The organism is Sulfurospirillum diekertiae, from assembly GCF_002309535.1.
Classification (GTDB): domain Bacteria; phylum Campylobacterota; class Campylobacteria; order Campylobacterales; family Sulfurospirillaceae; genus Sulfurospirillum; species Sulfurospirillum diekertiae.
The window spans coordinates 534,078-554,698 of the sequence record NZ_CP023275.1 but is presented as its reverse complement, the minus strand read 5'-3'; the positions used below and the strand labels follow the sequence as shown (position 1 = coordinate 554,698).

The window sequence follows — 20,621 nt, the reverse complement described above, 5'->3', positions numbered from 1 at the left end:
TACATAGTAAACCTCCGCTAAGAGAGATTTACATGTAAACAGAAGCTGTGGATTTTTTATCCACCAAGATATTTTTTACGAATAGTATCATCGCCAATCATCTCCGATGCAACGCCATTCATCACGATTTTACCATTTTCTAAAACATAGGCATAATCTGAAATTTTAAGAGCGGCAAAAGCATTTTGCTCAACCAAAAGAATGGTAATTCCCTCACTACGTAATCGTGTAATGATCTCAAAAACTTCACCAACAATTTTAGGCGCAAGTCCAAGACTTGGTTCATCAAGCATTAAGAGCTTTGGTTCACCCATTAAGGCACGTGAAATCGCTAACATTTGTTGCTCACCGCCACTCATTGTCCCTGCTAGTTGATAGCGTTTATCTTTAATACGAGGGAAAAGCTCATACATAGCATCCCTAAGATGATCAAAATTTTCATCATTATTAAAGGCACCCATACGAAGATTCTCTTCAACGGTTAAGTTAATAAAAATCTTTCTTCCCTCTGGAACTAAAGAGAGTCCATGTTGTACAAGAGTATGTGTTTTATGGTTATGGGTATCGTAACCTAAGAAATTGATATCACCTGTTTTTTTAACACTGTTAAGAAGTGCTTTGAGTGTTGAGCTTTTACCTGCACCATTTGAGCCAATCAAAGAGACGATTTGTCCCTCTTTTACTTCAAAATCAATTCCCTTAACAGCCTCAATGAGTCCATAATAGACATGTAAATTTTTAACACTGATCATTAAGAAAATCTCCTAAATACGCTGATATCACTTCAGGGTCTTGTATCGCATCAGCGGGTTTACCCTCAAAAATAGTTTTACCATAATCTAAAACTAAAACTTTATCACACAATTGATTGACAAACTTCATATCATGTTCAATTAAAAGAACCGTCAAATCAAAATCAACTCGTGCCTTTTTAATAATCTCACCCAGCTCTTCAGTCTCAGATGGATTCATACCAGCCGCAGGTTCATCAAGTAGCAAAAGATCTGGATTGGTTGCAAGAGCACGTGCTATTTCTACTTTACGTTGTTGGCCATAGCTCAAATCAACCGCTTTATCGTGGGCATAGGAGCTCATTCCAAAATAGTCTAAAATTTCCATCGAACGTGTTTTAATACGCTTTTCTTCCCCAATAAAACGAGGGAAACGCAAAATAGATTCTAAAAATCCATAATGTGCCTGGAAATCAAACCCGATTAATATATTGTCCAAAACACTCATACTTGAAAAAAGTCTAATATTTTGAAACGTTCTTGCAATACCTTTTCGTACAATATGGTGAGGTTTCAAACCGCTAATGGCTTCATTTCTAAAAATAACCTCTCCTGATGTCGGTGTATAATTACCCGTAATAATGTTAAACATCGTCGTTTTACCTGCACCATTAGGGCCAATGAGTCCAAAAATTTCTTTAGGAGCAACACTAAAACTAGTCTCTTTTATGGCAGTAACACCACCAAAATTTTTAGTGACATTGTCAATTTTCAAGATCATTTGTCACCCTTTTTACGTGGTTTAAAAAAGTCTGTTAGTTCTCGTTTCCCCATAATACCTTCGCGTGCAAAGAGCATGATCAAAATAAGTCCAAGAGAAAAAACAACCATACGCATACCGGGCATTGCAGGTGCATTGTAGCCAAAGAGGTGTATTGGCTCATCCAAGAAACGCATCCATTCACTTCCACCCATCACTAAAACCGTACCAATAATTGCGCCTGTTGTACTACCAAGACCACCTAAAACGATAATAATAAGTAGCTGAAACGTAAAGAAAAAGTCAAAAAGATCAGGAGAAATACTGGTTAAGAGTGCGGCTAAAAGCCCACCCCCAACGCCTTCAAAGAAGGCGCTGGTGCAAAAAGCTAATGTTTTGGCTTTAAAGGTATTTACGCCCATTGCAATGGCAGCATCTTCATCATCACGAACTGCTTTCATTGCGCGGCCAAATTTAGAATTGATGATATTGAGCACAACAATAACCGCAATCATTGCAATGCCGCCTGTCCAATAAAGATTAGAAAATTCAGGAATGTCATTGAGTCCAAGTGAGCCATTCGTTGCTTCTGGTACATTAATCGCTAAAATTTTGATAATAAAGCCAAAGCCAAGTGTTACGATTGCAAGGTAATCTCCACGTACTCTAAAGACAGGGAAAGAGAGACATGCCGCCAGTATGGCTGAAAATATACCTCCCAATAAAAGTGCTACGACAAAGTTAGCATGTAGTGTTAATATAAACGGATAAGGATCAACAATGGCATATTGATACTGTTTCGACTCAGGGCTTACTAGTAAAAGTGCCGTTACATAGGCACCGATGGCAACAAAGCCATTGGGCTCAAGAGAAAACTGACCGGTTACGCCGTTAATGAGATTATAGCTCACTGCTAGAATAACAAAAATAGCAATATTGTTTAAAATTCTTACGGTATATTCGTCAAAGTGTGTATTGGAAAACCAAATAAACCATAGTGTTAATGCAACTATCGTGAGCTTGATCAATAGCTCTTTTTTTAGGATAAGGCTGTTCATATTAAAACCTACTTTTTTCAAAATCAATACCCAAAATTCCTGTGGGTTTAAACAGAAGGATAAGAATTAAAAAGATAAAAGCAAACGCATCTTTATATCCACCCAACTCTGGGAAAAAAGCAATAACAACCACTTCTGTAAAGCCAATAATCAATCCTCCAAGCACTGCACCACCGACGCTTCCAATACCACCGACAACGGCTGCTGCAAAGGCTTTTAGACCTACAAGTACACCCATCATTGGTTCAACGGAAGGGTAATTAACTGCCCAAAAGATACCGCCAACTGCGGCAAGGGCTGAACCCATACCAAACACCAGCGTAATAATGCGGTTTGCATCAATTCCCATAAGATTAACCGTTCCAACATCAAACGCTAAAGCTCGAATCGCCATACCGTATTTTGTTTTGAAAAGTACCCATAAAATTGCAGCCAATAAGAAAGCAGTAATAATAGGTACGATAATTGCGGAAACAGGCATCGTTAAACCCATAATGTCAACAATTTCTTCAAGGTAAGCAGGCACCGGAAAGGCTCTAGGAACGCCTCCGAAAAAGACGTTAAAAGCATTTTCAAGAAAAAAACTAACACCAATCGCTGTAATTAAAAGTGAGATTTTTGGAGCACTACGCAAAGGTCGGTATGCAATAAAATCACTCGCCATACCTAAAATGGCAGAACCCACAATAGCTAAAAGGACTGCTGCACCAAAAGGAAGACCAAGAATGGCAATGCCAAAATAACCTAAAAATCCACCCACCATCATAATATCGCCATGCGCAAAATTGATAAGTCTTAAGACTCCATATACCATCGTATAACCAATGGCAATGAGCGCGTACATACTGCCAAGGCTGAAGCCATTGACCATCTGTTGCATAAACATTGTTAAATCCAAATAGATTCTCCTAAAATATTTTAGAGCAATTCCCACTTTTATAAGTGGAGATTGCTCTAAAATCTCTCTTTACACTTTTACATGTAAAGAGAGATGAACAATTATGGATTGACGGTTGCTTTATAAACCGCTTTACCATTTTGAACAACTTTGATAACAGCTGAACGTGTAGAGTTACCCGTTTTATCCATGTTGATAACACCCGATACACCTTCAAAGTTAGCTGTAGCTTTAATCTCTTTGTTGACACATACGCTGTCTTCTGGATTTGCACAACGATTCATCGCATCAATCATAACGTTATAAGAATCTGCACCAAGAGCAACAAAAGAGTTAACCTCTTGTTTTCCTGTTTTTTGAGCATAGGCTGCAATAAAATCTTTTGAGCGTTGTGTTGGAGGCGCAGCATAGTCAAAGAAGTCTGTAAACATGTAACCCTCAACCGCATCACCGCCTAAGTCAATAAAGGTTTGATTGGCAACACCGTCGCCTGAGAACATTGGTTTAACCAAACCAATTTGTTTTGCTTGACGAGCAATCATAGAAACTTCTGGATGATACATTGGTAAGAACAACATATCAGGATTTGCTGCTTTGATTTGAGAGACAACGGCTTTAAAGTCTTTGTCACCTGAGCTAACTTTAATCTCTTTAATCACTTTGCCACCTGCTTTTGTAAATGCATCCGTAAATGCTTTTGCAAGACCTAGTGAATAAACTTGCGCTTGATCAACGACAACAACCGCAGTTTTGAGTTTAAGATCTTTTGTTGCATAGTTTGCAACAACCGCACCTTGGAATGAGTCAGTAAAACAAACACGATTTGCAAACTCTTTTTGCTCAGTGAGTTTGTCGTTTGTTGCAACAGGAGAGATAACTGGAATCTGTTTTTTCTCAGCGATTGCCATGACTTGTGCCGTGTTTGTACTGGTTAACTCACCAAGAATTCCCACAACTTTGTCAGAACTGATCAGTCTCGTTGCAGCATTGGCTGACTCAACTTTATCACCTTTGGTATCAATAAGCACCAATTTAATGGTATCCCCATTTTTAAGTTTTGGTTGCAAGGAATTTGCAAACTCAATACCTTCATAGGCAGTTTGACCATATGCCGCGAGTGGTCCACTCATAGACATGGCGACACCAACACTGACGTCTTTAGCAAAAGATGATGATGCTAAAAGCGCAACAGATGTAGCGAGTAGAGCTAGTTTTCTCATGAATACTCCTTAGTGTAGTAATGGAAATATAGTACAAAAAAGTTACTTAAGATTGAATGTAAAGTTTGGGAAGAGTTGTATAAAAAATATGCAGATAAGAAATATTAAAAAGAAAGAAAAGCGTTCCACCCCGAGAAAGGGGTGGAAGTAAAAGGCAGAAATTAGAATTTGTAGTTAGCTTTAACCCAAAGATCGTCGCCATCTACATCTTTATCTTGGTGTTCATATTGAGCGCCAAGGCTAAAGCCTTTGAGGGATTCAAATTTGTAAGTACCGTAAACTGCTGTAGAAGAAGCTTTATATTTGTCTGCTGTAGTTGTTTTTGTAGCACCAACAAGACCTGCATCCAAATACCCGTCTGCAACAACGTAGCGTGCACCGATATTTGCAGCTGCTGTTAAATCATAGTTTAAATCAACAAGATATGATGCTGTATCTCTGTTATAGCCGTTCATCGCAATAACTGCGTCAGTATAAAGAAGATCCGCACCATTACCTAAACCAGAAATAACAACACCAGTAGCAACATCATCATTACCTACTTTTGAGTAAGCAACGGTACCATTGATACCTTTAAAGCTTAATCCAGCTTTGACAGCATAGAGGCCGATTGTATCATCAGGTGCAACCAAGCTACTATCTAGCTTATTGTAGTAGTATTGACCACCAAGGGTATAACCAATCTCACCAGCTTTTCCTTCGTACAATGCTTCAGCGTATGCTACTTGAATAATATTATTTACATCTGCATATGCAGCAGTTAATGTTAAACCAGTAACTGATTTATTGATAGCTGCTAATGTATAAGCGCCATCTTCAACATCTACATTATTCCAAGAGTTTGTTGCGAAGCTTTTAGTAAATTCACCAATTTTGCCGTCGCGATTTGTTCTAGATTGAAATTTTTGAACATAACCAGCGATTAAAGTTGTATTTGGAAGATCAGTATTAATAACTGCAGCACCTTCAAATGCTTCTTTAACAATTCTTGAACCAGAACTTGCAACAAGTGGAGTATCTAAGAACATACGACCAACCATTGCAGTTGTTTTACCAATGTTGTATGCTACATATGCTTCTGAAAGAACAGCACCTGGTCCGTACATACTACTATTAAATCTATCTTTCCCACCATCATCAGCAAATGGTGAAGCACTACCTTGGAATGTTAATCCTAATGACAAACCGTATAATGAAGCTGTTTTATAGCCAAGTAGAACACCTGTACTAAAAATATCTTCACTTGATTTACCATTATCATTTGTAAAATAATAAGCTTTAAGCTCACCATTTACTGTTCCATTTTTAAATGCGTCAGCAAGTGTATCTGCTGCGAATGAGCTAGATGCGAGTCCAGCAACAACGATAGCCGCCAAGCTAAGTTTAGCTAATTTCATATTTTCTCCTTGAAAATGTTTGATTACCATTTGGTTACAAGGCGAAGTATACACAAAAAAATAGTAAAATAAAATAAAATGTGTGATGAAAAAATAAGCTTTTTAGAAATTTAAGAGGTAAGAGAAGATTTTAAAAGGGACAGTGGCGAAAATCGCCACTGTTTTGTAGACTTAAGAGAGGTACAAATTAGAATTTGTAGTTCGCTCTAAATCTCATTTCATTTGAATCTACATCAGCTGCATTAGCGACTTCTTTTGTAGCATTTTCATACTCAAGAGATAATGTTAAACCTTTAAGATTTGGGATATCATATGAAACTTGTCCTTCCCAGAATTTATTTTTTGTCTTAGCACCTACGCCATTGAATACAGTACCTGTTACTGCATCTTGATCAACATATACATATTGTCCTAATACTTTAAGACCTGTAACACCTACTTTACTGAAGTCATAAGTTGCTTCAATTTTATACGCATCTGTATTCGCACCTGAAGTTACTTCAGCCGCTTTGATTAGTGGAGCAGTATAGGTTGTTGGACCATTACCTGCACCTAAAAGAACGCTTTGGTCACTTGATACAGTACTATATGCAAAAGATGCCCCAAATCCTGCTAGCTCTTTAAAGCCAACACGACCTTGATACAAATCACCTTCAAGATGTGCAGTATCTAGAAGACTCGTTGTTCTTGAACCACGATAGCCTGCATCTAAGATTACTTTCATATTGCTTAAAGGCACTACATAGTTACCCTCGCCATAGAAAACATTTGCATCACCAAGTACAGTGCCATCAAGTTTACTAACATCATTAACATATAAATATTGAGCTGTTAATGTTAGGTTTGAAATAGAGTTGTTGATTGCGCCCATTGTGTAGGCTCCATCAAATCCAAAAACATTTGATCCTGCAGTAGTACCTGCGCCATAGAATACTGCTGTTTTTTTGAATTCACCAATATCACTTGCAGTCTTATCTGTTAAACTTTTATCAATGTTTGTTGTTCTGCCTTGGAATTTATCAGCATAACCACCAAATACTGTTGTTGAAGGAATATCTGTGTTAACAACAACAGCACCTTCAAATGATTCTTTAATCATACGTGAGCCAGAACCATTTACAAGAGGTGTAGCGATGTATTGACGACCAATTTTAGCCGTTGTTTTACCAATTGTATAGGCTACATATGCTTCAGAAAGAACTGCGCCTGAACCATACAAATCAGAAGTATACATTGTTTTCTCAGCATCATTTGCAAATGGAGAATAGTTTGATTGCATTGTGAGACCAAGACTTAAACCATAAAGTGAGTCTGTTACATAACCAAGGCTTACACCTGTATTGAAAATATTTTCAGTTGATGTGCCATTGTCTCTGTCAAAGTACCAAGCTCTTAATTCGCCGTTTACTTTTCCGTTTTTAAATGCATCTGCAAGAGTTGTGCTCTCTGCAAATGAGCTAGATGCTAATCCAGCAACTACGATAGCCGCCAAGCTAAGTTTAGCTAATTTCATATTATCTCCTTGAATTTTTTTAAAGGCGAGACAAGTCTATCACAAAAAATAATAAATTACAATAAATCTTTCAATAAACACCCTACTCATTCGCTTTTTGTTATCAAATTGTTATTAAAAAAAATAACTTTTAAATGCTATGTAAAATATATTTTACTTATCTTGTTGTTTGTATTTTTTTAATAAGATCTTCACCAATGACACTGTAAAACTGTGGATAAAGTGCTTCCATTGTTTTTTGCCATACTTCTTTTTGTTCTAAACTCAATGTATAAATTTTAAAATGATTAGACGTTTTGGCATACATTTCTAGCTTTGCCAAGGTCTCTTCATCATCTTGTGCCACAAGTTTGCGCTCATATGCAGTTGCCTCTTTCACGGCTTGCAGTATCATCGGCTTGAGATCGGCTGGAAATTTTCTCCAAAAACTCTCACTCATAATGACAAGATACCCAAGGTAACCATGCGATGACAGCGTCAAGTCCGTTTGTACTTCGTAAAAATTCTTTGTATAAAAGTTGGAAAGTGGATTTTCGGCTCCATCGACACTTCCTTGACGGAGAGCAGAATAGACTGAAGCAAAGGGCAGAATGACAGGAATAGCACCCATGACATTGCATTGAGATTCGAGGACATGAGATTTCATAATTCTTAATTTTTGGCTTTGCGCATCATGAGGCATGATAATCGCTTTTTTACTGGAGGAAAAATGTTTGAAACCTGCATCCCAATAATCAATGGCAACAAAACCTTTTGCTGTTACTTTATCTTTGATGATTTGTCCTACTTCTCCATCCAATACGGCATGAACATGGTTTGCATCTCTGAACAAAAATGGCAAATCAAAAAGTTGCATTTCAGGTACCATGCTGGTAAATTTTGAGAGACTTGGCATAGCAATGTGGACGTTCCCTAGTTTCAAAGCTTTGATCTCTTCGCCATCACCATAAAGCTGTGAATTGGGATAGACAATGACTTCTACCCTACCGTGTGTGAGCTCGCTTACTCTTTTGGCTAAGAAAATGGCACCTTTCCCTTTGGGTGTATTGGGGCTTACAACATGCGTAAGTTTGATTGTATATTCCGCTGAAATAGAAGAGGAGATACACAACGTTATGAGAACTATCACTCTAATAAAGATGAACATGTTGATTCCTTATATAGATTTAGGTGTAAATTTGATTATAGATGAAAAATAATTTTCTTTACATGTAAATCGTCAAAGCTCTATCACTATGCTCTTAAAAGCTTCTTTTTGTAACGCTATTTTAAAGGTTTATTTTTAGAGTTTATATCCTATCCCTTGAATATTTTTCAATGTCCCCTCTGGCAATTTTTTTCTCAAGTTTTTAATCATCAAACGAAGGGCGTTAAGACTCATATATTCACTTTCCCACAAATATTGTTCGATCTCTTCATAGGTAATAATTGAATCCTTTTCCAACAATAACTCAATGAGCTTAGCCTCTTTTTTGGTTAATTCGTAAATCTCATTTTTATGTGTAATCATTTTTTGCATTGAATCATAGTACCAATCAAGGGCTATCTCTTGGAGGTGCGCTTTGTCTTTAGACTGTAAAAACTTTTCCAGCGCATCAAAGAGTTTAGTCTCCGTAATAGGCTTAACAATGTAACGAAGGAGTGAGAGTTCAATGGCCTCCAACATAAAATCAACTTCTGTGTACGCCGTAATAATAATAACATGCGCTTTACTATCGCTCTCTCGAATCTTTTTTGTCAATTCAATACCACTTAAATGTGGCATTTTGATATCGGTGATAATGAGATCAGGTTTGTGCTGTAAAAAAAGTTTATAGGCTTCTTCTCCGTCATTTGCCAAATAGACCTCTTTAAAAAGAAGACTGAGCAGTTCATTGACATTTTTTCTGACTCCAACTTCATCTTCCGCATACAAAACTCTATAGTGAGCAAGCTTTTTCAGCATCTTTTCATCCATCAAACACCCTTTACATTTCTCCAAAGAATCACTATGATACTTTTTCTTTTTCATTATTATAGCAGTCGCTATGGGAGTTTTTTATGAAAATTATCAAAGAGAGCAATATCTCTACGATCATCATCTTTAGTAACATCTTTATTATTAGCTCTTTAATGCTGTTTAATGGCTATTTTTTTATCACCAAACAGTATGAAATTCTTTCCGCACAAATTGAAGACAGCAAAAAAACGTTTGTTGAAAATAAACGCAATGTTTTAAAACGCGAAGTTGATGCAATCATCGAATTTATAGAATTCAAAACACAAAGAAAACCATTGACCTCCGCTAAAGAAGAAGAAGCGCTCAAATTAGAGGTCTATGACTGGATACGCCATATTCGTTATGGTGGGGAAGAGCATAACTATATTTTTGTCTATCAAGTTGAACAGATAGAAGGTGGTAATAAATTTGCCAAAATGCTCATTAATCCTAATCGTCCCGATATAGAAGGTGAATATATCTCCGATGCCTATACGGATGAAAACGGGAAAGCTTTTCGTAAAATCTTTCTTCAAGATATTCACGAGAAAGGCTACTCTTTTGTCAATTACATGTACAAAAAACCTGAGAGCAATATCATACGTCCAAAAGTATCTTATTTTAAACTCTACCCAAAATGGAACCTCATTATCGCAGCGGGTGCCTATACCGATGATATTGAAAAAGAGATAGGCATTGCTAAAGCTGATTTTCAAAAGAAAATGAAACTTGAAGTGACTTCAGCTATTATTATCTTCTTGCTCTTTGCCCTTATTGCCAATACTTTCGCCGTTATGCTGGGAAAACGTATTGAACGCTTTTTGCAAACCTACCATAAACAAGTTCAGCAAAAAACACTTGAGCTTGAAAATCTTAATCGTACCCTGGAAAGCCGTGTCAGCGAAGAGATTCAAAAAAACAGAGAACAAGAACAACTTTTGATCCAAAAGTCTAAATTTATAGCACTTGGAGAGATGATCAGCAACATCGCTCACCAATGGAGACAACCTCTCTCTCAACTATCGGCTCTTTTGATGACCCTCAAACTCAAATATAATATGGACAAACTTGATAAAACTGCGATGGAAATTAAATGTATTGAGGCAGAAAATATTGTCGAATATATGTCGCATACCATTGATGACTTCCGTAATTTCTTTATGCCCAATAAAGATAAAAAAACATTTAGTATACAATCGTCTATTGATGAAGTCTTGAGGATTATTGGTATGTCTATTACAAATCAAGAGATTACTGTCGAAGCTAACATTCCACATGATGAGTATGTTGTGGGATATAAAAATGAGTATGAACAAGTTGTTTTAAATTTACTTTCCAATGCGAAAGATGCCATCCTTGCCACAGGGCAACAAGGCGGAAAGATTACTATTAGCTTAGAGAGCGATGAAAATGTGGTACGTTTGATTATCCAAGATAACGGTGGTGGGATTCAAATAAAACCTATTGAAAAGATTTTTGAACCTTATATTAGTAGTAAAGAGCAAAATGAAGGTACGGGCATTGGGCTTTATATGTCAAAGCTTATTATTGAAAAAAGTATGAGAGGAAAACTCGAAGTGAAGAATGAAAATGGAGGGGCTATTTTTACGATAGAGTTAGAAAAAGGTTTCAAAGAGGCGCTTGGCGGATCGCCTCTTTGAGTCTCCATAATTCAGAAGAAAATATGAAATTCGCTAAGAGAAGTATAGAAACTCAAAGTAAACGATCGGTTAACAAAAGTAAAATTAATTTAATTTAATAGACTCTTCTTGTGGAACACCAATCACTTGATGTGCTTTATCACGTTTACCAGCTCCGCCATCATCATCACTGCTACTCTTTTTAGCTGAACTTTTTTTCTTTAAAGGCGGTGTATAGGTCGTATTTTTGACTGCTTTGATTACAAACATCTCTGTTAAATGCATACCATCAAAAGAAGCATAGACAAGATCTCCTTCGTTGGCGAGCACGGATTTATGATCGAAGTTTACATAAGATAATTTTCCATTGGTTTTATCAATACCATCAATTTCATAATTCCACATTGACGAATTCGCTTCTTGTTTCAAAGTGCGAACAATACCCTTGATGTAATTTTTACCAACCAGCTTAGTGAGTTTTGGGTTAGTTGTCTCTTTTTCAGTATTATAGGTTTTAAGTGTTGATGCTGGAGGCGGTGATTTTGGTGCGCAACCTTGTATAAACATAAACAAGAGAACTACACAAAGAGGCAATATCAATCTTTTCAAAACAAATCCTTATACATTTTTGCGGATTATAGCAAAGTTTTTTGTTTATTATGGTAAAATCCGTTTCCGAATGGGGCTGACATGGCTTCGACAGGAGTAGTTTTAGCTTATGGCTGCATGTCGGAAGTGAGGGTCTTCCGTTACACAACCTTCAAACAATAACTGCTAACAACAGTAACTATCGTCCTGCTTACGCACTAGCTGCATAAGTTTAATACATAAGGACTGCTTCTCCCTTTAATGCTATCTAAGGAGGATTGAGAAGTATCATAGCTATGATAGATATACTGCATGAACGCCTTTACATGCAGCGAAGTTAAAGGCTCGTTTTGCGTAGTTTTCTGATTGTTGTACGAAGCAAAATTAAACACTATCAACAATATCTAAGCATGTAGACGTCATAGGTGGCTATTTTTGGACTGGGGTTCAATCCCCCACAGCTCCACCATTCGAATTGATTTTAACTCGGCAAAATGGGAGTTTTCATAACTTCTATTTCCTCCCTGTTACCTTCCTAATCTACTTAATTTTACCCAATTTTCGACATTGCGTTACACCCAAAAGGAATTATTACATTATGAATATACTCTCAAAAAACGCCCCACTCGAAGTCTCTATTTTAAAAATGGAAACCATCTTAAGTGACCTTAGGTGTGGCATTACCTTTGCAACAGAAAAGCATCCTCTTCAAAACTGCTACTCAGTAAACTTAGCTTCCACCGAAGCCCCCAATCATATTTATTCTAATGGCAAAGGCACCCTTTCAGGGGCGTCGAAAGCAAGCGCGCTGGGTGAGTACATCGAGCGCCTTCAAACCAACAACTGTTTTATCGACTTTCACCTTCCCAATCGTGCGTACTATCCAGACCAAAAGGTGTTTGAATTTGGCGGAAATTACCTCAATCCTGCTTTACATGTAATCTACAATCCATCCAACGAAATGAGCAACGAAGACTTAGTTGATTTTAACAGCGACTATACCGATAAGATCGTCGCACTCCCGTTTCAAAGCTTTTTTGGAAATGAGCAAGTTTACATTCCTTTAAATATCCTCAGCAATCTTTACGTCAGCAATGGACTTGCCAGTGGCAATACGCCTGATGAAGCCAAAGTTCAGGCTCTGAGTGAAATCTTTGAACGTCATGCTAAAATTGAGATCATCAAAAATGGTTATGCACTTCCAATATATCCAGAGAGTATCATCGCAACTTTCCCGAAACTGCATGCGGATGTGATAGAACTAAGAAAAGCAGGCTTCATTGTTGAAATTCTGGATGCATCTTTGGGTGGAAAATTCCCCGTAACGGCTATCTCGCTCATCAACCCACGCAATGGCACCCTCTTTGTCTCATTTGGTGCTCATCCCATTTTAGAAGTAAGCCTAGAGCGCACCATGAGCGAACTCATGCAAGGAAGAGGTGTTGAAAACCTTGATGCTTTTGAGATGCCAACCTTTGACATGAGCATCGTAGAAGACACGTTTAACCTTGAAGCACACTTCATCGATTCTAACGGAAAAATAGGCTTTGGCTTTTTAAATGCAACCAAAAGTTTTGAATATGCTCCATGGAAGTATAAGGACGAGGGAAGCGAAGCGGAGTACGCCTTCTTGTGCAACATCGTCAAATCTATGAACAAAGAGATTTACCTACGTGAATACACTTATTTAGACTTTTACTCATGCCACATGATTGTGCCAAGTATTTCTGAGGTCTATCCTATCGACGATATGGTCTACCAAAATCGTAACTGTGGGAAATTCATCCGTCATGCAGTGCTGAACTTCAAAGAAGAAAATCACGAAACGCTTTTAGAAACCATTGAGCCATTAGAAGATTCACTCAATATGGAAAAATACATCGGTGTTATTTTTGAGCAAAATTTTCAGATGATTGACCTTAAAGCACAAGTCAATCTCCTTTTGGAAAATTACGAAGAGGCACACATGCTCCTTGGCTTTAGTCAAAATCCTATGAGCAAACTTCTGTGTGAAATCCTCTCGTTAAGGGGACAAAATCTTATCTGGAGTGAATATGAAAGTGCCCTATGGGACATTTTTGGTAAAGAAAACGTTGAACACGCAGTGAACATCTTAGATGGTAAAGCCTACCTCATCGACGTTAGCTTGCACCAGCACTATGTCAATATCCTCGATATGTACGATAGGCTCGAAGTTAAGAAGGCGTCTATCGTCGCTTAAAAATCTTTACATGTAAAGATTTAAAGAGCAGGTTTGCAAGCCGCTTGCTCTCTTAACTTGTCTTTTTTACTTTTACGTTTGCCTTTGATGGGCGCGCTCCCTTTCTCTTTTTGAGGTGCCTCACCTTCAAGCTCAAAGCCTTTGATCTGCTCTTTTTTAAGTTTTATGCCACAACGTTTTTCGATCAACGCAAAATGTGCTTTGTCCTCATGGTCGATAAATGAGATCGCCACACCCTCTTTCCCCGCACGCCCTGTTCGTCCGATGCGGTGGATGTAGTCTTCGGTTGCACGCGGTAAATCAAAGTTAATGACACAACTCACATCATCAATATCCAGTCCACGTGAAGCGATGTCCGTGGCAAACAAAACGCGAATCTTGCGCTCTTTAAACGACTTCAACGTCCACGCTCTGTCTTCTTGAATGAGGTCGCCATGAAACGATTCGGCTAAAAAACCATGTTTGCGAAACTTCACAGCGATATTATCGGCAGCGCGTTTGTTTGCCATAAAAACTAAGACGAGTTCCCATTTGTTTTCACGCAGTAACTGACGCAACAGTGGAGCACGGTTCTCTTTATTGACTTCAATAGCTCGTTGTTTGATCAGTTCCACCGTTGGCGCTTCAGCTTCGATGCTCACTTCCACGGCACTTTTGGTTATTTTAGAAGCAATGGTTTGCATCTTTTCGGGATACGTCGCGGAGAAAAGAAGATTTTGGCGTTCTTTTGGTAAGGCTTCTAGAATGGAACTTAACTCTTGCTCAAAACCAAGGTCAAGCATCTTGTCCGCTTCATCAAGCACAAAGAACTCCACACTGGAGAGATTGATCTGCTTTTTGCTCATGATGTCAAGCAAACGACCCGATGTTGCGACTACGATGTCGCACCCTTGTTGGATGTCAAAAAGTTGCTCGCCGATCTTCTCGCCACCGATGACACTCACCACCTTTGGCTTTACATGTAAAAATTTTCCAAAGGTAGTAAACGCTTCAGCGACTTGCACGGTCAGCTCTCTGGTGGGCGTTAAAACCAATGCCTTGATCTTCGCTTTTCCCTCGCCTTTGTTCGCACTCCAAAGCTCTAACATCGGCAGGACAAACGAAGCACTCTTGCCACTACCCGTTTGCGCCCTCGCCAAAACATCTTTACGTTTCAACACAAGCGGAATCACTTTTTTTTGAATCGGCGTGGGAGTGGTATGTCCTACTTCACTCAGTGCTTGGAGAATTTGTGGGCAGAGTTTGAGCGTGGAAAATGGCATGGGCTGGCATCCTTTGAGTCTTTTCGTCATTGTAGAATAGTTTCACTTTAGGGGAGGTTTTAAGGATTACATGTAAAGGCAGTTTAGGGTAAGTTTTTGGTGTTATAATACGTCTGTAAAATGTCAAAGGATAAATGGTGGATCACTATAAATGGTTGCTTGCATTTCACGTTATCGCGTTAATGTCGTGGATGGCGATGTTGTTTTATTTGCCACGGCTTTTTGTGTATCATGTCGAATATGCCGAAAAAAAAGCGTTTGTGGAAGTGGTGAAAATTCAAGAGTACAAGATTTATAAATACATTGGGCTTCCTGCCTTTTGGGCAACCCTTGCTAGTGGACTTGGCATGATTTTAATTGACCCTCAACTGCTCTCAAGTGGTGGGTGGATTTATGCGAAATTTACTGTACTCATTACCCTTGCACTCTACTCTTTTTCGCTGGAAAAGTACCGCCTAGAGCTTGCCCATGATACCTGCACCAAAAGTGGCAAATTTTTCAGAGCCTACAACGAAGTCCCGACGGCATTGGCTATTTTGATTGTCGGGTATGTGGTCACAAAGAGCTTTTCATGGGCTTTTACACTGATTACCTTAGGCATCTTTGCCATGATTATCGACGTGATTTTGGATGGAAAAAAGAAGCCCTAATCTTTACATGTAAAGCGTTTCGTTACTCCGTTGGCTTGGAGCGTTGTAGCAAAATTTTAAAGTATAGCAATGCTGAGAGTAACAAAAAGTACCCCACGATGCTGTACCCGATCACATCACGTCTGCTCATCTCTTTTTCATAAATCGCTTTTTCTTCATTCGTTGGAGCCTTTAGTGTTTGCTCCGTCACAATGGCGCTTGTTTGTGTGGCATACTGTTTGGGTAACCACTCAAGCCCGACAACGAGAACGAAAACACATACAACGATGGCTGCAAATATTTTAAGATTTGGCATGAGACTCCTTTTTGGAGAGAAACGGCAAGATGAAAAAAAGTGCCATCAGCACCGTGGAGAAGAACAATCCAACCCACAAAGTCAGCGTCGAACTCGGCAGTTTTCCAAGAATCGTAAGTCCTATCAAAGAGATGACCAACGCCCAAAACCACACCAAAAAGTACGGACGCTGATGCGCGGGAATGCGACGAGGGTTTCGATCAAGAAGGGGCATCAGTAAAAACCCGACATTGACCACCACCAAAGACGCCATGCCGATGTATGAGCCTTTGATCATGCCGATGTCAAAGAAAAAGCTTTTCAACAGTTGCAACATCCATAAAAAATACCACTCAGGATAGATATGAGCAGGCGTATCGCTTGGATTGGCAGGGGTGAGATTGAGCGCATCAAACGCTATTTCATCGTGAAAAAAAGCGCAATAAAAAAAGAGTACCAAAAAGAGCGTACACGCCAGTAGTGGCTTTAAAACAGCATTGGAGAAAAATGGTTTTGGCTCTTTGAGATTGATGTCGCGTTTACTAAAACGCTCTTCTTTGCAGACATGTAAGCCTTTGCGGTTCCATGAAAGCTTTGTCGTGGCGTACCATTTCACAAAATCCGTATGCACCAAAATCATCAGACTAATCAGTAAAGGCATCACCACAATGTGCAAAGTGTAAAAGCGCAGTAACGTAATGCCACTCACGCTAAAATCACCTCGTACCCACAGTACGATGTCCTCACCTGCTCCTGGTATGTACTCTAATAAACTGGTGATGACTTGCGCCGCCCAGTAACTCATCTGTCCCATCGGAAGCACATAACCCGTAAACCCGATGACCATACAACAAAAATAAAGTACCATGCCACTGTACCAATACTTCGTTTTGCCGTGTTTGTAAAACCCAAAATAGAGCATGCCTAAGAGGTGAATGTACAGCAGTAAAAAGAAAAACGTTGAGCCAACCGCGTGGATTTTGCGCCACAACCAACCGTAATTGACCTCTTGCATAATCGTGGTATGAACACTCTCAAAAGCTTTATCCGCATCAGGAATGTAATGCATCGCAAGGAAAATGCCTGAGCACAATAGCAACAGGCACAAAACCACCATGATGGCGCCCGTGTAGAGTAAAATATTGAAGTTCTTCAGTCTTAGATTCATGCCTTGGCTTCCTCCATGAGTTGAAGGTACGCCTCGCCCACTTCACCGACGATAATCACCTCACCGTTTAGTTTAAACGGCGGAATCACCAAGGGCTTGCTCACAGGACTCGCAAGGGCGTTGCCATTGGAGTCAAACTGCCCATTATGACAGGGACAAATAAAACGTTTAACGCTCGCATCGTACTTTGGCACACAGCCTAAATGCGTGCAAATCCCAATCATTAAGGTGTAATAATACTCACCAATGTGAATGTCGCGCTTTTTATCAAGCGTCATCGAAGCATCTTTTTTAAGAATAAAAAGCGGTTTTTTCTGCCACATAAAATAGGAGATTTCATTCAAGGGTAATGTCGTCGTATCAATAAACGTAGCCGCATCCAGTCGCGCTTTTTTGGGTGGTTCTAAGGTTTGGAACATCGTACCGATACTAAAATACATCCCCGTTCCCGTCAATGCTAAGAGCGAGTAATTCACCACTCTTCGGTTTCTATCCATTCCCATTTTCCTTTATTCCCCACTTTGCGTGTGACTATTTTACCAAAAACTTTCATCAATAGAGGTTTGAGAAGGATTACATGTAAAGATGGATTCGGATATGATTTCACATCAACAAAGGAATAAAAATGACATTTGAATTAGAAGAAGATTTTATCGAATTGTTTAAACTGCTTAAAGTCACTGGCGTAGCCGAAAGTGGTGCGCAAGCGAAGATGCTCATCGAAGAGGGACAAGTAAAGCGAAACGGCGAAGTAGAGACGAGGAAGCGCGCGAAAATCGTTGCAGGCGAAAAGATCGAAGCGTGCGGTGAAATCATCGAAGTTGAAGCCATTTCGATGTGAAATGAAACGCATCTACTTTAAAAAACTTTTGTTTCTCTAATTTAGTTTGGAGTATAGTTTCTCCTTCATTTCAACACTCCCATGCACCCTCAAAACGTTTTTTGTCGCTACTGCATTCATGAAGGAAGACTCAACTATGCTAAATTTGAATATGACGAAGCGAATTGTCGTTTTTATTTTAGGGCAATTCATTATGGCGTTAGGTGTCTCACTCTCGGTTAAAGCCAATCTTGGGGTTTCGCCTATCTCGTGTGTACCGTATGTATACAGCTTAACGATGCCTCTTAGTTTGGGCGAATTGACCATTTTGCTCAACCTTGTTTTTATTGCCTCGCAAATGGCGGTTCTGCGCAAAAACTACCAATGGACACAACTGGTTCAACTCCCTTCTGTCATCGTTTTTGGGTACTGCATTGATTTGACGATGCATCTGATCTCTTCGCTAAGCCCCACGTCGTATGTCGCACAAGCTTTTTGGTGTTTAGCGGCGTGTAGTGTGTTGGCATTTGGCATTTTTTTACTCTTAAAAACAAAACTGACCTATTTACCGCTCGATGGTTTGGCGGTTGCAATCTCGCACACGTACCACAAAGAGTTTGGTAAAGTCAAAATCAGTTTAGACAGCTCGATGGTCATCATTGGTGTCATCAGCTCGTTTACCTTTTTAAATCGCCTGGAGGGCATACGCGAAGGCAGTGTTGTTGCGGCGTTGCTTGTTGGAGCGTTGATTAAATTGTACAGCACCAAATTGGTGTTTGTCGAACAATGGCTGGGGACGTATGTCGCTCCTCAAACTCAAAGCACCCAAGAAGCAGCGCTCAATTCTCTGGTCATTACCATCTCACGAGAGTACGGTAGCGGCGGACATGAGATAGGAGAGATGATCGCCCAAAAGCTTGGCATTCCTTTTTACGATAAAGAGCTTATCAAACTAACCGCCGAAGAGACGGGCTACACGGCGGAATACATTCAAGCCAACGAACAACACTTAGCCAGTGAACTACTTTATGAACTCTACGAACAAAACTACGCCTACGTGGATGACCAACTTCCGCCTGCCGATGTTTTGTTTATGGTGCAAAGTAAGATTATCCGCGATATTTGCGCCAAAGATGCATGTGTGATTGTCGGGCGTTGTGCTAATTTTATCTTAAAAGATGACCCAAATTGTTTCAATGTTTTCATTCATGCCAACATGGCGTATCGTAAAACAAAAGTCAATGAAAAATACAAAGCCACCCCACCGTGCAGCGACAAAGACTTAGAGATGTCCGATAAAAATCGCGCCAATTACTGCCTTCACTACACCAAACACGATTGGAAAGACGCAACCAACTACCATGTCACGCTGGATGCTTCTTTGTACGGTTCTGAAAAAGCAGCTCAAAAGATTATCGAGCTACTGAAGGATTTTGCGCACTAGAATCTTTACATGTAAAAGTAAAAGCTCCAAAATGATCTCTATTTTGTTACAATGATCGTACGTTCTTTTTGACTTTTTTGGGTTCTATGATTCTTTACATGTAAGGAGAAAAACGTATCATGAAACTAAAAACCGAAGATTTCCTCGTGCCAGAAGGCGCAAAAGTTGAGCTTAAAAAATTCCCCACGCTTGTCAAAGCATTTTATGCCTCCAAAGAAGCGTATGAAGAGACGCTGAAGGAAAATATAGAAGCGTTAAGCGACCTCCAACAACTCCTCTATGCCTCCAACAAATACGCCGTTTTACTCATCTTTCAAGCGATGGACGCGGCAGGGAAAGATGGCGTGATTCGTCATGTTCTCTCAGGCATCAACCCACAAGGCTGTCAGGTTTTCAGTTTCAAACACCCAGCCGCCACAGAACTCGCGCATGATTTTCTCTGGCGCACGACGTGCGTTTTACCCGAACGCGGGAAGATAGGCGTTTTTAACCGTTCGTATTATGAAGAAGTGCTCATCGTTCGGGTTCACCCTGAGATTTTAAAAGGACAAAGACTGCCTGATAGCGTGTTAGATGAAGAGAGCATTTGGAGGGAGCGATACCGCTCCATCATGGACTTGGAAAATCACCTGCACCGAAACGGCACGAAAATCGTCAAATTTTTTCTCCATCTCTCCAAAGACGAACAGAAAAAACGCTTTCTTGAGCGTATCGACAAACCCAATAAAAACTGGAAATTTAGCCTCGCAGACTTGGAAGAGCGCCAATACTGGAAAGCATACATGCACGCCTACGAATCCTGCCTCAGCGCCACCAGCACCAAACACGCCCCATGGTACATCGTCCCCGCAGACGACAAAAAAAATGCCCGCCTCATCATCTCAAACATTCTTTTAGACACCTTCAAAGCACTTGATATGCACTACCCTGAAGCGGACGACAAGCGACAAGAAGAGTTGCAGGCGATTAGGCAGAGGTTGGTTGAGGAGGAGTGAAGAT

General features: G+C 39.6%; 20 protein-coding genes and 1 other RNA gene. 7 read left to right on the top strand and 14 right to left on the bottom strand.

Going from position 1 to position 20,621, the window contains the following annotated elements; translation table 11 throughout:
- Nucleotides 1-56: 56 nt before the first annotated feature.
- The 9 genes from SJPD1_RS02870 to SJPD1_RS02830 all read right to left on the bottom strand — a co-directional run bounded on the left by SJPD1_RS02870 (nt 57) and on the right by SJPD1_RS02830 (nt 9,534).
- Nucleotides 57-752 carry an ABC transporter ATP-binding protein gene (locus SJPD1_RS02870; RefSeq protein WP_096045887.1) on the bottom strand — a complete coding sequence of 232 codons (696 nt, stop codon included), beginning with the start codon at nt 750-752 and terminating at the stop codon, nt 57-59.
- A complete protein-coding gene (locus SJPD1_RS02865) occupies nt 739-1,512 on the bottom strand; it encodes an ABC transporter ATP-binding protein (RefSeq protein ID WP_096045886.1) in 774 nt (257 codons plus the stop codon). Before SJPD1_RS02865 ends, SJPD1_RS02870 begins: the two co-directional genes overlap by 14 nt.
- Nucleotides 1,509-2,549, bottom strand: coding sequence for a branched-chain amino acid ABC transporter permease (locus tag SJPD1_RS02860; protein ID WP_088437548.1), 1,041 nt, complete (start codon nt 2,547-2,549; stop codon nt 1,509-1,511). The genes SJPD1_RS02865 and SJPD1_RS02860 overlap by 4 nt, the downstream gene beginning before the upstream one ends.
- A 1-nt stretch (nt 2,550) precedes the next feature.
- A complete protein-coding gene (locus SJPD1_RS02855) occupies nt 2,551-3,447 on the bottom strand; it encodes a branched-chain amino acid ABC transporter permease (protein ID WP_210394405.1) in 897 nt (298 codons plus the stop codon).
- 101 nt (nt 3,448-3,548) lie between these two features.
- The gene (locus SJPD1_RS02850; protein ID WP_096045885.1) at nt 3,549-4,667 is read right to left on the bottom strand and encodes an ABC transporter substrate-binding protein; all 1,119 of its coding nucleotides are present in this window, start codon (nt 4,665-4,667) and stop codon (nt 3,549-3,551) included.
- A gap of 161 nt (nt 4,668-4,828) precedes the next feature.
- Complete coding sequence (locus tag SJPD1_RS02845; RefSeq protein WP_096045884.1) at nt 4,829-6,064, bottom strand: OprD family outer membrane porin; 1,236 nt, start codon at nt 6,062-6,064, stop codon at nt 4,829-4,831.
- Between the two features lie 187 nt (nt 6,065-6,251).
- Nucleotides 6,252-7,577 carry an OprD family outer membrane porin gene (locus tag SJPD1_RS02840; RefSeq protein WP_096045883.1) on the bottom strand — a complete coding sequence of 442 codons (1,326 nt, stop codon included), beginning with the start codon at nt 7,575-7,577 and terminating at the stop codon, nt 6,252-6,254.
- A gap of 157 nt (nt 7,578-7,734) precedes the next feature.
- Nucleotides 7,735-8,724 (bottom strand): DctP family TRAP transporter solute-binding subunit, encoded by a 990-nt coding sequence (locus tag SJPD1_RS02835; RefSeq protein ID WP_096045882.1) that lies wholly within the window; start codon nt 8,722-8,724, stop codon nt 7,735-7,737.
- A gap of 135 nt (nt 8,725-8,859) precedes the next feature.
- Nucleotides 8,860-9,534, bottom strand: a complete 675-nt coding sequence (locus tag SJPD1_RS02830) for a response regulator transcription factor (RefSeq protein WP_096045881.1) — start codon at nt 9,532-9,534, stop codon at nt 8,860-8,862.
- An 83-nt stretch (nt 9,535-9,617) separates the two neighbouring features.
- Between SJPD1_RS02830 and SJPD1_RS02825 the strand changes: the two genes are divergently transcribed.
- Nucleotides 9,618-11,216 carry a cache domain-containing protein gene (locus SJPD1_RS02825; protein WP_096045880.1) on the top strand — a complete coding sequence of 533 codons (1,599 nt, stop codon included), beginning with the start codon at nt 9,618-9,620 and terminating at the stop codon, nt 11,214-11,216.
- Between the two features lie 84 nt (nt 11,217-11,300).
- On the opposite strand, the gene SJPD1_RS02820 is transcribed toward SJPD1_RS02825, so the two are convergent.
- Nucleotides 11,301-11,804: a hypothetical protein gene (locus tag SJPD1_RS02820; protein WP_226372233.1), complete on the bottom strand. Its 504-nt coding sequence runs from the start codon at nt 11,802-11,804 to the stop codon at nt 11,301-11,303.
- 72 nt (nt 11,805-11,876) lie between these two features.
- On the opposite strand from SJPD1_RS02820, the gene ssrA reads away from it, so the two are divergent.
- Both ssrA and SJPD1_RS02810 read left to right on the top strand, forming a co-directional pair.
- Nucleotides 11,877-12,252: a transfer-messenger RNA gene (ssrA, locus tag SJPD1_RS02815) on the top strand.
- Between the two features lie 129 nt (nt 12,253-12,381).
- The gene (locus SJPD1_RS02810; protein ID WP_096045879.1) at nt 12,382-14,004 is read left to right on the top strand and encodes a YcaO-like family protein; all 1,623 of its coding nucleotides are present in this window, start codon (nt 12,382-12,384) and stop codon (nt 14,002-14,004) included.
- Nucleotides 14,005-14,024: 20 nt separating this feature from the next.
- On the opposite strand, the gene SJPD1_RS02805 is transcribed toward SJPD1_RS02810, so the two are convergent.
- Nucleotides 14,025-15,266 (bottom strand): DEAD/DEAH box helicase, encoded by a 1,242-nt coding sequence (locus tag SJPD1_RS02805; RefSeq protein ID WP_096045878.1) that lies wholly within the window; start codon nt 15,264-15,266, stop codon nt 14,025-14,027.
- Between the two features lie 137 nt (nt 15,267-15,403).
- On the opposite strand from SJPD1_RS02805, the gene hemJ reads away from it, so the two are divergent.
- Complete coding sequence (gene hemJ, locus SJPD1_RS02800) at nt 15,404-15,916, top strand: protoporphyrinogen oxidase HemJ (protein ID WP_191342076.1); 513 nt, start codon at nt 15,404-15,406, stop codon at nt 15,914-15,916.
- A gap of 22 nt (nt 15,917-15,938) precedes the next feature.
- On the opposite strand, the gene SJPD1_RS02795 is transcribed toward hemJ, so the two are convergent.
- The 3 genes from SJPD1_RS02795 to SJPD1_RS02785 are packed head-to-tail and all read right to left on the bottom strand — an operon-like array spanning nt 15,939 to nt 17,855.
- Nucleotides 15,939-16,211 carry a hypothetical protein gene (locus SJPD1_RS02795; protein ID WP_096045876.1) on the bottom strand — a complete coding sequence of 91 codons (273 nt, stop codon included), beginning with the start codon at nt 16,209-16,211 and terminating at the stop codon, nt 15,939-15,941.
- Nucleotides 16,198-17,358 carry a cytochrome b gene (locus SJPD1_RS02790; RefSeq protein WP_096045875.1) on the bottom strand — a complete coding sequence of 387 codons (1,161 nt, stop codon included), beginning with the start codon at nt 17,356-17,358 and terminating at the stop codon, nt 16,198-16,200. Before SJPD1_RS02790 ends, SJPD1_RS02795 begins: the two co-directional genes overlap by 14 nt.
- The gene (locus SJPD1_RS02785) at nt 17,355-17,855 is read right to left on the bottom strand and encodes a QcrA and Rieske domain-containing protein (RefSeq protein ID WP_096045874.1); all 501 of its coding nucleotides are present in this window, start codon (nt 17,853-17,855) and stop codon (nt 17,355-17,357) included. Before SJPD1_RS02785 ends, SJPD1_RS02790 begins: the two co-directional genes overlap by 4 nt.
- Nucleotides 17,856-17,983: 128 nt before the next feature.
- Here SJPD1_RS02785 and SJPD1_RS02780 point away from each other — a divergent pair, with 128 nt between their 5' ends.
- From SJPD1_RS02780 to SJPD1_RS02770, 3 genes are all read left to right on the top strand, one after another.
- A complete protein-coding gene (locus SJPD1_RS02780) occupies nt 17,984-18,199 on the top strand; it encodes an RNA-binding S4 domain-containing protein (protein ID WP_096045873.1) in 216 nt (71 codons plus the stop codon).
- 136 nt (nt 18,200-18,335) lie between these two features.
- Nucleotides 18,336-19,622: a cytidylate kinase family protein gene (locus SJPD1_RS02775; protein WP_210394402.1), complete on the top strand. Its 1,287-nt coding sequence runs from the start codon at nt 18,336-18,338 to the stop codon at nt 19,620-19,622.
- A 146-nt stretch (nt 19,623-19,768) separates the two neighbouring features.
- Nucleotides 19,769-20,617: an ADP-polyphosphate phosphotransferase gene (locus SJPD1_RS02770; RefSeq protein WP_210394399.1), complete on the top strand. Its 849-nt coding sequence runs from the start codon at nt 19,769-19,771 to the stop codon at nt 20,615-20,617.
- Nucleotides 20,618-20,621 lie beyond the last annotated feature (4 nt).

Bases quoted from the DNA above. Each gene is read 5' to 3' on its own strand.
- SJPD1_RS02865 (WP_096045886.1), bottom strand. From the start codon at position 1,512: ATGATCTTGAAAATTGACAATGTCACTAAAAATTTTGGTGGTGTTACT.
- SJPD1_RS02805 (WP_096045878.1), bottom strand. From the start codon at position 15,266: ATGCCATTTTCCACGCTCAAACTCTGCCCACAAATTCTCCAAGCACTG.
- SJPD1_RS02790 (WP_096045875.1), bottom strand. From the start codon at position 17,358: ATGAATCTAAGACTGAAGAACTTCAATATTTTACTCTACACGGGCGCC.
- SJPD1_RS02785 (WP_096045874.1), bottom strand. From the start codon at position 17,855: ATGGATAGAAACCGAAGAGTGGTGAATTACTCGCTCTTAGCATTGACG.
- SJPD1_RS02780 (WP_096045873.1), top strand. From the start codon at position 17,984: ATGACATTTGAATTAGAAGAAGATTTTATCGAATTGTTTAAACTGCTT.
- SJPD1_RS02775 (WP_210394402.1), top strand. From the start codon at position 18,336: ATGCTAAATTTGAATATGACGAAGCGAATTGTCGTTTTTATTTTAGGG.
- SJPD1_RS02860 (WP_088437548.1), bottom strand. From the start codon at position 2,549: ATGAACAGCCTTATCCTAAAAAAAGAGCTATTGATCAAGCTCACGATA.
- SJPD1_RS02825 (WP_096045880.1), top strand. From the start codon at position 9,618: ATGAAAATTATCAAAGAGAGCAATATCTCTACGATCATCATCTTTAGT.
- SJPD1_RS02845 (WP_096045884.1), bottom strand. From the start codon at position 6,064: ATGAAATTAGCTAAACTTAGCTTGGCGGCTATCGTTGTTGCTGGACTC.
- SJPD1_RS02795 (WP_096045876.1), bottom strand. From the start codon at position 16,211: ATGCCAAATCTTAAAATATTTGCAGCCATCGTTGTATGTGTTTTCGTT.
- SJPD1_RS02835 (WP_096045882.1), bottom strand. From the start codon at position 8,724: ATGTTCATCTTTATTAGAGTGATAGTTCTCATAACGTTGTGTATCTCC.
- SJPD1_RS02850 (WP_096045885.1), bottom strand. From the start codon at position 4,667: ATGAGAAAACTAGCTCTACTCGCTACATCTGTTGCGCTTTTAGCATCA.
- SJPD1_RS02830 (WP_096045881.1), bottom strand. From the start codon at position 9,534: ATGGATGAAAAGATGCTGAAAAAGCTTGCTCACTATAGAGTTTTGTAT.
- SJPD1_RS02870 (WP_096045887.1), bottom strand. From the start codon at position 752: ATGATCAGTGTTAAAAATTTACATGTCTATTATGGACTCATTGAGGCT.
- SJPD1_RS02840 (WP_096045883.1), bottom strand. From the start codon at position 7,577: ATGAAATTAGCTAAACTTAGCTTGGCGGCTATCGTAGTTGCTGGATTA.
- SJPD1_RS02810 (WP_096045879.1), top strand. From the start codon at position 12,382: ATGAATATACTCTCAAAAAACGCCCCACTCGAAGTCTCTATTTTAAAA.